15 protein-coding genes are annotated in these 13503 nt (G+C 46.1%); 11 read left to right on the top strand and 4 right to left on the bottom strand.

Annotation, left to right across the window (positions count from 1 at the left end; genetic code table 11):
* The first annotated feature begins 57 nt into the window (after positions 1–57).
* From BUR42_RS19305 to BUR42_RS19285, 5 genes are all read left to right on the top strand, one after another.
* Complete coding sequence (locus BUR42_RS19305) at positions 58–831, top strand: hypothetical protein (RefSeq protein ID WP_074241101.1); 774 nt, start codon at positions 58–60, stop codon at positions 829–831.
* 66 nt (positions 832–897) lie between these two features.
* Positions 898–1449, top strand: coding sequence for a hypothetical protein (locus BUR42_RS19300; protein ID WP_074241099.1), 552 nt, complete (start codon positions 898–900; stop codon positions 1447–1449).
* Between the two features lie 20 nt (positions 1450–1469).
* Positions 1470–2210, top strand: a complete 741-nt coding sequence (locus tag BUR42_RS19295) for a tetratricopeptide repeat protein (protein WP_074241098.1) — start codon at positions 1470–1472, stop codon at positions 2208–2210.
* 27 nt (positions 2211–2237) lie between these two features.
* On the top strand, positions 2238–2672 hold the full coding sequence (locus BUR42_RS19290) for an FKBP-type peptidyl-prolyl cis-trans isomerase (RefSeq protein WP_074241095.1): 435 nt from the start codon (positions 2238–2240) through the stop codon (positions 2670–2672).
* Positions 2673–2742: 70 nt separating this feature from the next.
* The gene (locus BUR42_RS19285) at positions 2743–3114 is read left to right on the top strand and encodes a hypothetical protein (protein WP_074241093.1); all 372 of its coding nucleotides are present in this window, start codon (positions 2743–2745) and stop codon (positions 3112–3114) included.
* 4 nt (positions 3115–3118) lie between these two features.
* Here BUR42_RS19285 and BUR42_RS19280 read toward each other — a convergent pair whose 3' ends face one another.
* Positions 3119–4051: an ankyrin repeat domain-containing protein gene (locus BUR42_RS19280; protein WP_074241090.1), complete on the bottom strand. Its 933-nt coding sequence runs from the start codon at positions 4049–4051 to the stop codon at positions 3119–3121.
* A gap of 59 nt (positions 4052–4110) precedes the next feature.
* Between BUR42_RS19280 and BUR42_RS19275 the strand changes: the two genes are divergently transcribed.
* Complete coding sequence (locus BUR42_RS19275; protein ID WP_074241088.1) at positions 4111–4641, top strand: GNAT family N-acetyltransferase; 531 nt, start codon at positions 4111–4113, stop codon at positions 4639–4641.
* 38 nt (positions 4642–4679) lie between these two features.
* Here BUR42_RS19275 and BUR42_RS19270 read toward each other — a convergent pair whose 3' ends face one another.
* The 3 genes from BUR42_RS19270 to BUR42_RS19260 form a co-directional block, all read right to left on the bottom strand.
* Positions 4680–5426 (bottom strand): type 1 glutamine amidotransferase domain-containing protein, encoded by a 747-nt coding sequence (locus tag BUR42_RS19270; protein WP_074241086.1) that lies wholly within the window; start codon positions 5424–5426, stop codon positions 4680–4682.
* Between the two features lie 82 nt (positions 5427–5508).
* Positions 5509–6066, bottom strand: coding sequence for a Crp/Fnr family transcriptional regulator (locus tag BUR42_RS19265; RefSeq protein WP_074241084.1), 558 nt, complete (start codon positions 6064–6066; stop codon positions 5509–5511).
* Between the two features lie 15 nt (positions 6067–6081).
* Positions 6082–6783, bottom strand: coding sequence for a hypothetical protein (locus tag BUR42_RS19260; RefSeq protein WP_074241082.1), 702 nt, complete (start codon positions 6781–6783; stop codon positions 6082–6084).
* 81 nt (positions 6784–6864) lie between these two features.
* Between BUR42_RS19260 and BUR42_RS19255 the strand changes: the two genes are divergently transcribed.
* From BUR42_RS19255 to BUR42_RS19235, 5 genes are all read left to right on the top strand, one after another.
* The gene (locus tag BUR42_RS19255; RefSeq protein WP_074241080.1) at positions 6865–7188 is read left to right on the top strand and encodes a YegP family protein; all 324 of its coding nucleotides are present in this window, start codon (positions 6865–6867) and stop codon (positions 7186–7188) included.
* Positions 7189–7463: 275 nt separating this feature from the next.
* Positions 7464–8006, top strand: coding sequence for a hypothetical protein (locus tag BUR42_RS19250; protein WP_074241079.1), 543 nt, complete (start codon positions 7464–7466; stop codon positions 8004–8006).
* A 65-nt stretch (positions 8007–8071) separates the two neighbouring features.
* Positions 8072–8614, top strand: a complete 543-nt coding sequence (locus BUR42_RS19245) for an RNA polymerase sigma-70 factor (protein ID WP_159442305.1) — start codon at positions 8072–8074, stop codon at positions 8612–8614.
* Positions 8615–8670: 56 nt separating this feature from the next.
* Positions 8671–9864 carry a FecR family protein gene (locus BUR42_RS19240; RefSeq protein WP_084185708.1) on the top strand — a complete coding sequence of 398 codons (1194 nt, stop codon included), beginning with the start codon at positions 8671–8673 and terminating at the stop codon, positions 9862–9864.
* Positions 9865–9983: 119 nt separating this feature from the next.
* Positions 9984–13496, top strand: a complete 3513-nt coding sequence (locus BUR42_RS19235; RefSeq protein WP_084185707.1) for a SusC/RagA family TonB-linked outer membrane protein — start codon at positions 9984–9986, stop codon at positions 13494–13496.
* The last annotated feature ends 7 nt before the right edge of the window (positions 13497–13503 follow it).

Here is a 13503-nt window from a genome sequence, read left to right as displayed (position 1 = left end):
CCATCCTGAATGCAAACGGTTGCAAATGACGTCAAAGCATAGTAAATTAGCTACAAGATGAAAACACTGCTTTCCGCCATCCTGGTGATGGCCACCTTCCACGTTTCCGCACAGACCGTGCTGCTGGACAGCTATTTCAATAACGAACAGAAGAAGGATTCCACCGGCAAAACCTATTCCTGGCACTACAAATGGAGCGAAACCCCGCTTAGCGGATTTTCCATGTTCGGCCAGGAGTTCATTAACAATGGAGCAGACACGGCTACTTTATATGAGGCCCCTACCGCGGCAAATCTGAAAAAAGCAGCCATCTACATCATTGTGGATGCGGATAACGCAAAAGAAAATCCCAGCCCTAACCTCATAGCACAAAAACACATAGATGCTATTTATAAATGGGTAGAGAATGGCGGTGTACTGGTGATGATGGGAAACGACAGTGCTAACGCAGAACTCCACCAGTTCAGCAAACTCTCCCAAAAATTCGGTATCACATTTACGGACCGCAGCCGGAATATGGTAAAGGGAAAAGATTTTCCGACAGGCGCCGTGCTGATCCCTGCTAACCATCCCATCTTTCCTTCTATCAAAAAGGCCTATCTCAAAGAGGTAAGCATACTGGAAGTGAAACCTCCTGCAAAAGCTTCTGTAACCATGGGAGAAGATATCATCATGGCGGTTTCCAAAGTAGGAAAAGGAACCGTGTTTGCAGTAGGCGATCCCTGGCTGTATAATGAGTATGTAGATGGTAAACGCATCCCGGCAGATTATGAGAATCCCGCCGCAGTAAAAGACCTTGTTAAATGGTTATTGCAGCAATGCAAACGTTGATGCCTGTTTTATTTTGTTGAACAGGCGGCAATATTTACCTTTAACTGTTCAACTAAATAACCACCCATGCCTGAATTTTATTTTGATGATCCCGAAGGAGCAGGTCCCGCCAGGGAAACCTCCCATCCTGCTTTCGTTAAAATTCTACAGGAGGATTTCTATTATGATTGTATGGATGAATTTTCTCCTTTCGGGAATGACGACGGGGCAGATACTTTATTCAGGCTGCAGGACTGGTACGAGGAGTATGGCAACCTGAAGGACCCGGAAAGTTTCCTGAAAGAGGTAATAGAAGGCGCTTTGGGAATGGATGCCCAACACCTGCGGCTTACTGATAAGAACCAGATCATTAAGATCCATGGCAACGAAGTGTTCCTGTTCAATACCATCGATAATGTGATCATCGCCACTACTTTTGGCCAGTATAAAATTGAAGGAAAGCTGGATGCTTCCCTGCGTGAATTGGCACAAATAGCACTGGAGCGGCAAAAGATGATCACACAATACCAGATTGATAATGATGAGCTAAGCCTGGAAATGGGTGGCGTAGACCCTATGTTCGTTACCTATCTCAGCCGGCTGGAGAAGATGCAGGAAGACCTTCAGTTGCTGAAATAAAAAATAATTACCTTTTCACTATGCCATTTCTCTGGTGGAATAATTCCTACTATCTTATCCTTGTATTGCAGGGGATCTGTATCTTTCACGCCATAAAAACCGGGCGGAGGGATTGGATCTTTATTATCCTGTTTGTACCACTGATCGGCTGCGGCATCTATATTATCAGGGAGATCCTGCCTGAAATTAACAGTGGTGATTTCTGGAATAACCTGCAACGGATCTTTTTTCCCGGCGCCAGGATCCGGGACCTGGAACGCCGGGTACGTATCTCCGATACCATTACCAACAAAATGAACCTGGCGGAAGAATACATGCTGAGTAAGCAGTATGATAAAGCCATTGCATTAACACAATCCTGTATTGCCCAACGGCCAAACGATCAGGGCATTCTCCTTACACTCGCAAAGATCCAGTTCCATAGCGGACGGTTTGCTGAAAGTGCCGCCAATTTCCAGAAAGTATTAAGCATTAAGAACAGGGTCAATAATCCCATTGATGAATTACTGTATGCGCAGGCATTGGAAAAAAGCGGGGAGAAGGAAAGAGCGGAAGAAGAATACGTAAGGATCATCCGCCTGCACCATTCCCTGGAAGGCCGTTACCGCCTTGGATTGTTCCTGAAGGAACAACAGCGCACACAGGAAGCCCGGGAACAGTTCCAGGCTGCCGTGGATGAAATTGAACTGCACCCAAGGTATGTAAGAAGGCTCCATGCGCAATGGGCACGTTTGTCCAAAAGAGAATTATCTTCTTTATAATGGCTATTTTTGCAGAAATTAAATCATATGGGAATTGCTGATAAACTGTTTAATATGAAGAATGAAAAAGCCGCTGCAAATCTGAAGGCCGGCCAGGATTTCCTGGAAGCAAACAAACATAAAGAAGGTGTTGTGGCATTGCCCAGTGGCCTGCAGTACGAAGTGATCACAGAAGGATCAGGTCCTAAACCTACTGCTAATAACAAGGTTACCTGTCATTACCACGGTACCCTCATAGATGGAACAATATTCGACAGTTCTGTACAACGTGGCCAGCCGGCTACCTTTCCCCTGAACATGGTGATCAAGGGTTGGACGGAAGGTGTGCAGTTAATGCCCCAGGGCAGTAAATGGCGTTTCTTTATCCCGCCAAACTTAGCTTACGGAGAGAGACAAACCGGTTCTTACATCGGCCCGAACAGTACCCTCATCTTTGAAGTGGAACTTTTAGGCATCAGCTAGATAATTAGAGGCCCCGAACTATCGGGGCCTTTTTAAATTTATCGTAAATTAGGGGTAAATCGCCCCTCCAATGAAAAAAGCATTCGCCCTTCTCTCCGTCTGCGCACTCGTTCTTTGTATCTTCTTTGCATATGCAACAGACAAAACGAGCCTCTCTATTTCAGACAACAACGAAACGTATAAGATCACCGCATCTTTTGATAAGAAAAATAATAAGGCCGTACAACGGGTGTTGCATCGTTTCATAAAGCCCAATAATATTTTTGGCGGAGACGGTAGTGTTACTTACGATGGTTCCATCACATTAGACGATAAAACCTCCTTTGATATCAAGTTCTTCCCCGGGGAACTGAAGATCAAAATGGATAAAACAAAGAACAGCGAGGCTTCCTATAAGAAGATAAAAAAGATGAGTGAAGAATTGGGCGAAGCGATCAGATAATTTTTCACTTACCCAGTTTTATAGCGATAACAGGAACGGCCTGTTCCACCTGCCCGGCTGAAATTAATCCTGCTTTGAAAAGGTCCTGCGCAATTTCCCTGCTCATATATTCCCTGAGCCAGGTACTGATTGCTTTATACTGCTCTGCCTGTTCCGGCGTTTCCGCGGTCTGCTCCAGGTGAAGTGCCCAACCTATAGGTGTACCCAGGTATATGGGATCTTTGATATAAAGGTCTGCACCGGCGTTCACCAATGTTTTTACAGCTGCTAAATGGCGTGCCGCCACAGCCTGGTGCAATGGCGTAGAATGCTGATGGAATCCCGGAGGGCAAAATGCCTTCACATCTGCTCCCGCTTTTATCAACGCTTCCAATAATTCCGTATTGCCATATAATGCCGCCAGTGCCAGCCCTTGCTGAAGTTCTTCTGCATTTGCCGATGCAATGAATTCTTTTGCAACTGCCGTACGCCCTGTGCTGATAGCTGCCAGCATATTTATTTTCGCGCCAATTTTGATCAGATGTTCCACCGCCTCCACTTCCTGGTGAACGGCAGCAGCACCGAAGCCACCGTCAGGATCTGCGCCTGCTGCCACCAGCAGGTCTATCAATGCCAGTTGTTTGCCACTTTCCCGCGGAATACGTCCGGAAGATACAAGCCCAAGCGTATAACCTGCCTGCTCCTTCAAACTGTCCGCGGGCAGCGCTTTTATTATCAGTGCGGCCACATCCAGGATATTATCTGCCAGTTTGGGCTGCCGTACAGGATTGCCTGCCACATACCAAAGGAGGTAAGGATCTTTAAAATATCCTTTTTCTCCGTTCGCATGCCGTTCGCTCAGCAGCCAGGGGTTCTCTGCTATAAGCGCTTCGAGGATAATGGTATCTCCGGAATCAATGGCAGCTATTGCCTGTTGAACAATCGGGTCCTTTTCCATGGGGAGGATTTAGTATTAAATTAACGATTCTTTTGGGCAGATGCAAGTACCTTCGTAACATGATAACCTATCGCCCCCTAACCCCTGAAATGGCCGGCAAATTGGCTGAAATTGACCGCTCGGAGTCAATAGACAAGATCTATACCCTGAATGAAGGCGCCCTTTTTTCCGTTGAAATGCATTGTGAATGTTCCAGTTGGGATGCTGTGGCTTTAAAGGAGGTGCAGGAAAGGTTCAGATCTGAACTGCAAAAAGGGGGTATGGGTATTGGGGCATTTAAGGAAGATGCCCTGGTAGGTTTTGGGGTATTGGCACATGCTTTTATCGGTGCCGCACAGGACCAGTTGCAGGTAGACCTTTTGTATGTTTCCCGGAACTTCAGAAGGAAGGGTATTGGAAAAAGTATCCTGCAAATGCTGAGTGAGGAAGCAAAGAAAAGAGGGGCAAAGGCGCTCTATATCTCTTCCACAGAAACAAGGTCCGCCGTTTCTTTTTATATGGGGAACGGGGCTGCAGTAACGGCTGAGGTGGATAAAGTGCTTTTTGAAAAAGAACCAACAGATATTCATATGCTGAAGAAGCTGGAATAGCCCCGGGGAAAAGACATCCTTTCCCCGGGGGCAACTCACTACTTCACTAACAGCTTGATCAGCTGTTTGGCCACTAACTCCGATGAAGCCGGGTTCTGCCCGGTGATCAATAACCCGTCCGTTACAGCATATGCCTGCCAGTCTGCACCTTTCTCAAATTTTGCACCTTTCGAACGCAACATATCTTCCAAAGAAAAAGGCACTACTTTATCCAGTTTCACCGCTGCTTCTTCCGTGTTTGTAAAAGCTGTTACTTTCTTGCCTTTGATCAAAGCCTCTCCATTTTTATCCTTTACATGTTGTAACGCAGCAGGAGCGTGACAAACAAATGCAATAGGCTTATTGTGCTGATAGAATGATGCGATCAGTTTCGCGGATTGTTTGTCTTCCGCCAGGTCCCACATAGGGCCATGACCACCGGGATAGAACACCGCATCAAAATCTTCCTGGTTTATTTTTGAGAGCGGAATGCTTTTGCTCAGTTTCTCCTGTAAAGCCTTGTCTGCCTTAAATCTTTTAGTAGCAGGGGTACTGTTTTCCGGAAGGTCACTTTTGGGATCAATAGGTGGTTGGCCTCCTTTGGGAGATGCGATGGTCACTTCAATGCCCTGATCTGTTAATGCATAATAAGGCGTGGCAAATTCTTCCGTCCAGAAGCCGGTCTTTTCCCCGGTATTGCCTAACTGGTTATGGGAGGTTAACACGATCAGCACTTTTTTCTTCTCCTGTGCTTTGGCTGCAAGGCCACCTGATAAAGCAAGGCCTGCAAATAAGAGGTACTTCATACAATTGTTTTTAGAAGCACAAAGTTCAGCAGATGCAAACATCCGGCACAGGAGGTAGATCACCAATTTAATGTGACATAGATCACAAACGGCTGAGGGTTTCGCGTGATACACCGAGATAAGCGGCGATCAGTTGCTTGGGCACTTTATTGAGGATGCCGGGGTATAACAGCAGCAGTTGCTCGTAACGTTCTCTGGCATTGCTGTTCAGTAGCGATAATATCCTTTGTTGCTGAGCAAGGTATCCATTATTGGCTTTTGTGAGAAAGAACCGCGCTACCTTATGTAGCTCTGCGCATAGCTTTTCACGGTCCTGTAACGAGAGGCAATAGAGTTCGCTGTCTTCCATACAATCCACGTTGATGGTAGCAGGTGTTTCATTGGAATGCGCATAAAAATCTGTGATCCACCAGTTCTCAAATCCGAATTGGAGGATATGTTCTTTGCCATTATCGTCCGTATGATAAGATTTCAGGGAGCCTTTTGCTACCAGGAAACTGTTGGGAACAGGCGCACCTTCCTGTACCACGAACTGGTGCTTTTTGAATTTCTTATAAGTGAAATGAGATGCGATGTAAGCTGCTTCACTTTCATCCAGCGGAACGATCTTTCTAAAATGTTCAATCAGGAAACTCTCCATTGATACAATTTAGGGCTAATACCGCAGATTGGCAAGAAGGTTCATCAGTGAATTGAATCCGGGAACGCTGCCTCCCTGGATCACATACCATGCCCACAACGGAAATGCAATACCGCCAAGGATGAGGATGTATTTCCCCTGTTTACGCGTTATATCCGGGAATGCATACATCCTGCTGCCATCCGGCAAGGTCTTTTTTGCTACAATGATATATCCTCCAATAAAGAAACCCAGCAGGCCACCGATTAGAACAGACATATAACCGATCGCGATCCATACCGCAGATCCATTTTCAGGTTTGGCCAGTTGCTGATGCCTTTGATCATTGAGCCCTGCAAGCTGTGCGGGGGTATAGGAAATACCTCTTTTTTCCAGCAGGTGTAATGCGAGGGCATAATCGTAAGCCCCCCATTCGTCTTTCTTTTCTATGATCTCCTGCAATTCCTGGTCAGAAAAAGATAACAGGTAATAATCAGCTTCTATATCCTGTTCATTAAAACTAACCGCCGCACGGAGAACATTATCCGCATCAATGAAACGCTCAGGGGGAATTTTAAGCAGGAAGGTATTTTCAAATTGCTGGCCGATCAATTGCTGATCTAATAACACCGGCGTATTTTCCAGCATAACAGGAATATCCTTTTCCTTTAAGAGATCACTGATAGCGATAGCTTCTTCTGCTGTGTCAAACTTGCGGAAAGTGAGGAAATCAGGCATAGAGGGACTTATATTACAAATTTAAATCTAGTATAATTTTCCGTTATTTTCTTTAACTTCCTGTATCTAAAACAATACATTATGGCCTCATTTGTTATCTCCCCAACCCCAAATGGACAATTTCGATTTACATTAAAAGCCGGTAATGGCGAAACCATCCTTAACAGCGAAACGTACACCGCAAAAGCTAACTGCCTGGCAGGCATTGAATCAGTACGGGATAATTCCCAGGCAGATGAAAGGCATGAGAAGAAAACCGCTGCGGACGGAAGTCCTTACTTCGTATTGAAAGCAGCGAATAACCAGGTGATAGGCACCAGCGAAACGTATAGCAACACTTCCAACAGGGATGCAGGTATTGCGTCGGTAAAAAAGAATGCGCCGGATGCGGATGTAGTTGAATAGTCTGCTTAACCTCAGCGAGATTAAAAAAGCCCGTAAGTTTTACTTACGGGCTTTTTATTAGCCCGATACTTGTATATCCCTATAACGCTGAAGGCGCATTCCTATAGCACTCTTATAGCATTCCTATATCGTTTGGATATAAGTATGTGCCTACAATGCTATAGGAATGCTATAGGAGTGATATAGCTGAGGGCCGGAATCGATGAACTTTTATGCCCCTAATGTTGTTATAATAGCTTGATAAACAATGTTATAACACCAAAACAATCATTTTTATGGCAAAAGCGGACAATAATGTGCTGCTCAGCAAGCTCTCCGGCAGCATCGGCAAGCAGGTAACCATCAAACAAAGGGGCGGAAAAACCATTGTCTCCAAAGCCCAGCAGCCCAGGGAAAAGGCGGCAACAGGGAAACAGCTGGAGGCGCAGGATAAATTCACGGAGGCAACGGCCTATGCAAAAGGCGTACTGGCGGATCCGGAAATGGCTGCTGTTTACCGTTCCATGGCCCAGCCGGGGCAGAATGCCTATAATATTGCAATCAGGGATGCTTACAATCCCCCGGTGATAGAAAACATGGAAAAGGCGGGAAACAACATTATTGTACGTGCTACAGACGATTTCAGGGTATACCGTGTGACCGTGGGCATTTATTCTGCTGAAGGGGTGATGCTGGAAGAAGGAAATGCCCTGATGGGCAGGAATGGTAAGGACTGGATGTATACTGCAATCACAGAAGCGCTTCCGGGATGCAGGGTGATGGCTGTGGCGGAAGACCTGCCCGGTAACCGCACAAACAGGGAAATAGTGATAGCGTAGATTTTTTTCTATCTTTCTGCCAGATTAACGGAGGTATGAAGGCTGCTTTTCCCGATTCTTTTTCGATGAGTGCACTACGGCGTGGAGATGAGGCTACGTTTAACTGCTTGTTTTCCGAATACTACCCCGCCCTTTGTTTTTTCGCAGAAAAGCTATTGAAAGACCGCTTTGCCGCTGAAGAAGTTGTACAGGGCGTGATGCTCAGGGTATGGGAAAAACAGGCGGATTTTGATGCATTTCCCTCCCTGAAAGCATTCCTGTACATCAGCACCCGTAATGCCTGTCTCAATTACCTTGAAAAGATACAGCGCCAGCGCAAACATGAGCATGCGCTGGAACTTGTTGCGCCCATATCAGAAGAAGTAACCCTCAGCACTATCTTTAAAGCAGAAGCTATGCGCGAGATCTATGGCGCCATTGAGCAGCTGCCGGAAAAATACCGCCTGATCATGGAACTGGCCTATAAAGAAGAAATGAAAAATGCAGAGATCGCCGAGCGGCTGAACATTCCTGTGGGTACCGTCAACAAACAAAAGATGCGTGCCCTGAAATCCCTGCGGAAGCTGCTTTCCCCTAAATCTTTCAATGTATTGTTAAGTTTTTTTTAAAATAATTGACCCCGGTTGTCCCATTTTGTCTTTGGGCGCTGTTTTTATTTAAGTACATGGAAGATCAGCAATTACACACTACGTTTAGGATGACGGGTTTACTGGCCGGTTATCTCCGGAATACGCTCAGCGATGCAGAGCGGCAGGAGCTGGAGCAGTGGCTGGCTGCCAATGAAAGTAACCGGGCAATCCTGGAAGAACTGATCAATGAAGAAAAGGCTGCGGAAGAATGGCGTAAGCTGGCTTATTACCGGGAAAGAACAGAAAAAGCCCGGGAAGAGCTAGCCGCTGAAGTGGCCAGGCGTAAAGTTTTCCGTACAAGGCGCCTGTTCTTTTACAGGGCCGCAGGGGTATTACTGTTAGTGCTGGCCGCCGCCGCTGCGATCTGGCAAACACAGTTCCGTAAACCGGACCATATCACCACGGCGGAATATGCTGAAAACGTATTGCCCGGCAGCCAGAAAGCACAGTTGGTATTGTCTAACGGCAATAGCATGGAACTGAACACCGGTAACGATACTTCCTTTATGCAGGGGGCATCTGTAAAAGTGCAGCAACAGCAGGGATTGCTGGCATATGAAGATATTAACGACAACTATGAAGAAATACAATTTCACCAGCTGATCACACCCAAAGGAGGGGAATATCATTTGCTGCTGGAAGATGGCACACACGTTTGGCTGAACGCCGCATCATCCATCCGTTTCCCTACCCGTTTTTCGGGAACGGAAAGAAGGGTGCAGCTCAGCGGCGAAGCTTATTTTGAAGTGGCCAAAGATGTGAAGAAACCTTTTATTGTGGATGTCAACCAACATACTTCCATCCAGGTATTGGGGACCCGTTTTAATGTAAATGCATATACAGACGAAGAGAAGATCAACACCACGCTGTTAGAAGGAGCTGTAGCCGTAAATTCCGGCAGCTTTGGCAGGGCAATCGCTCCGGGGCAAAGAGCAGTTACAGATCATGATGGAAATAAGGCCATTATTGTAGAACCCGCAGATACCGTACGTGCCGTAGCCTGGAAGAACGGCGTATTTGATTTCAACGACACAAAGCTGTCTGAAGTAATGCGCCAGGTATCCAGGTGGTACAACATCGATATTGTTTATGAAAAAAGTATTCCGGATATAAAGGTTTGGGGCAGGATGGAAAGGAACCAGAATCTGCAACAGCTGATAACGATACTTAACGGTATGGACGTGAGAGTAAAACTGGAGAGTGTCAACAAGCTGATCGTGTTACAATAGCAACAATCTAAAAAAGTAAAAAGTATGCGGACGCATGTATCGTGGGCCATTCCTGGCTCGTGAGGGAAAGTGCGCCTTATTTTTCATATTCATTTACCAACCAAGATCAATTACTGACTATGCGATTTATTGCCTTAATGCTATTTGCATGCGCAACGCTCCTTTGCGGCAAGGCGGCTGGACAAACGATCACCTATACCGGTACAAAAGTACCCTTGCAGGACGTCCTGACCGAAGTGCAAAAACAGACGAAGTACCTCGTCATGAGCAACAGCCAACTCATTAAAGATGCGCCGCCTGTTACCATCAGCGCAAAGAGCATGCCTTTGGAACCTTTTCTCAATGAATTATTCAAAGGCCCTCATCTCGATTATGCCATTGAGAACCGCACCATTATTATCCGGCGAAAGAGAGCGCTTACCATGGCTATGCCGCGCATACCGGAAGATACCAGCCGCCAGGGTGTGAAAGTAATTGTGGGTGTGGTAACAGATAGTTCCGGGCAGCCATTACCGGGGGTGAGTATCCGCATCCTGGGACGTTCCGGGGGAACTACCACTAACCAGGCCGGGCAGTTCAGTATCAAAGCAGATAATGATGCGGTACTGAGTGCATCTTATATCGGCTACAGGGCTGTAACTATGAGAGTACCGGCGATTACAAGCACGGCTGCTATCAAAATGAGCGCCGCATCCAACGACCTTAGTACCATCTCCGTGGTGAGCAATGGTTTCCAGAACAGAAAGCAGATCGCTTCTGTAGGATCTATCAGTACAGTTACTGCTAAAGACCTGGAGAATTCAGGTATCACCACTTTTGATAAAGCCCTGGCCGGAAAGATGCCGGGTGTATATGTACGCAGCGTTTCTGGCCGCCCCGGAGAAACAGGGCAGATCATTATCCGTGGTGTGAACACCTTAACGGGAAATGTGAATCCGCTGTATGTACTGGATGGTATGCCTTTGCAGGGAGATGAAGTATCTGCCAGCATGAACAGCCTGATCACAAACGGTATTGGTAATATACCTCCTGAAAATATAGAAAGCATCACTATCCTCAAAGACGCCACGGCTGCCTCGATCTATGGATCGAGGGCGGCCAACGGTGTTATTGTGATCACTACCAAGAACGGTAAAATGGGCAGTGATTATATTAATTACACCGGTAAGCTGGGGGTAACCATGCGCCCGGAGAACGGATTCAATTTCATGAACTCCAAAGAAAAAGTGGCGTTTGAAAGAGGGCTGCGGGATGATTATTATCCTCCTTATGAATCCGGTGGCCGCGTGATACAATTGCTGAGCCTTGCTGATAAAGGTGCTATCACCTATGATGAAGCAGAAAAGCAGATAGCATTACTTGAGCAAACGAATACAGACTGGATCAAACAACTCTACCGGGTAGCTAACAGCCAGTCACACAACATCAGCTTCAGCGGAGGTAATACAAAAACAACTTACTACGCAGGTTTCAACTTCCAGGATTCAAAAGGAAGCCTGATTGAAAATAAATTCCAGACCGGTGGTTTCAATATGAAACTTTCCCGTTTTGTAACGAATAAATTACTCTTCAGGGTAAATCTTTATACCACCCTTAAAAAGAACGTAGAAGGACAGGCTGGTGTAGATCCGTTTAAGTATGCCGTATTCGCCAACCCTTATGAGAAACCTTATAATGCAGATGGCTCCTATGCTTCAGATCTCACCTATCGTGCCATCCCTTATGATGTGGGCAGTAATTCCGCGCTGTATTATAATACCTTCAATATTATCCGCGAGCTGCGTGAGAACAGGCTGACGAATACTTATGGAAATATCAGGGCACAGTTTACCGTGGAATATGATTTCCTCAAACATTTCAAATACACCGGGAATGTGGCAGGATCTTATACTTCGGTGCAGGATAAAGATGAATCCTTTGGCGGCACTTACCGGTCATGGGCCAATAACTGGCTGAATCAAACATCTACCGCGGGTGGTGTATTGCCTGAACATAACAGGGGATACCTGCAGGAAGGCTCGGGCAGAACTTTGGATTATACTATCCGCAATACGGTAGAGTATTCGAATACATTTGCCGCGAAACATTTTGTACAGGCTTTCTTCGCTAACGAATTCGGCGCGGTGCAGAACGACAAATTCTCTCATTTCAACCCCATTTACTTACAACAATATGGTATTGCCGGTTATCCCAGCTGGGACCTGATACCGGATAACCGTTTCCTCAACCTGCAACTACCCAGGTTAGGCAGTACCTATACCCGTGAAAACAGGAGCGCTTCTTTTATTGGTTCCCTGGCTTATGTGTACGACAACCGTTATGTACTGAATGCCAACGTACGGTATGATGGTGTGGATATCATCGGTTCGGAAAACCAGTTCTCTCCTTTATGGTCTGCCGGCGTAAAATGGAATGCACATAATGAAAGTTTCCTGAAAGATAATGCATCCACTATCAGCAGGCTGGTATTGTCTGTAGGATATGGCTACAGGGGAAGTATCAACAGGAGCGTATACCCCTTCCATACTTATACCCTGGGTACGGCGGTATATGCTAACATCCCTACAGCTATTGACTTTCAGTTTGGTAACCCGGTGATCAAATGGGAAAAGAAGAGAGAGACCAACCTCGGGTTGGAACTATCCCTTTTCAATGGAAGGATCAATACAGACTGGCGTTATTTTACAGAAGAAGTGATGGACCTGCTGGACAATACCAGAACACCCCCTTCTGTGGGAAGACCTTCCGCCATGGTGAACGTGGGTAATCTTACAAACAAGGGACTGGAATTGAACCTCCGGGTAGAAGCCGTTAAAACAAAAGATTTCCTCTGGGAAGTAGGTGGTAATATCACAAAGGTTAAAAATAACCTGAGCAACGTATATGAAAAAGAAGTACCGACAGTAGGGAATAATTATACTGCCAATATACAGGGCTATCCGGTGAACAGCTGGTTTGGGTATAAGTTCTCACATGTAGATCCGGTAACAGGCGGCCTCATTGTACTGGCGCAAAAAAGGAATTCAAAACTGGTAGGCGGAAAAGTAGAAACCACTTTTTCGGATGCGGAAATAGATCTGAGTAAGATCAGCACAGCAGACCTTACTGCCTTGTACAGACCATATTACCTGGGCCATAGTGATCCGGAATTGTATGGAGGCTTCAATACAAGAGTGACTTACAAAACGATAGAGCTTACTGCCAACTTCGTATATGCCGATGGAAATGATATCATCAGTTTCCGCGACAGAAGGGAAGGCCCAAGCGGTGTTACGAGCGACATTGTGGCCAGCCGTACTAACAGGTTAAAAGATAATCTTTACCGCTGGAGGCAGGCTGGGGATATTACAGATATTCCCATTTACAGAACAGCGCTTTCCAACTATACGCAGTATCTGATCTCCACAGACGTTGAAAGCGGCGCTTATCTGAAATGCACAGAGCTTTCCCTGTCCTGGAGAGCACCCCGTCAACTGCTGGCCAGAACAGCCATGAAAACATTAAAGGCTACGCTCGTGGCAAACAATGTACTGGCTTTGAGCCCTTATAGTGGAACGGATGCGGAAACAAAAACGCCGTTCGGATATCCTAATACCAGGATGTACACACTGTCATTAACCGTTGGATTTTAAACTTTTT

It is taken from the genome of Chitinophaga niabensis (genome assembly GCF_900129465.1).
GTDB classification, from domain to species: domain Bacteria; phylum Bacteroidota; class Bacteroidia; order Chitinophagales; family Chitinophagaceae; genus Chitinophaga; species Chitinophaga niabensis.
This window is presented reverse-complemented; position numbering and strand designations above follow the sequence as displayed.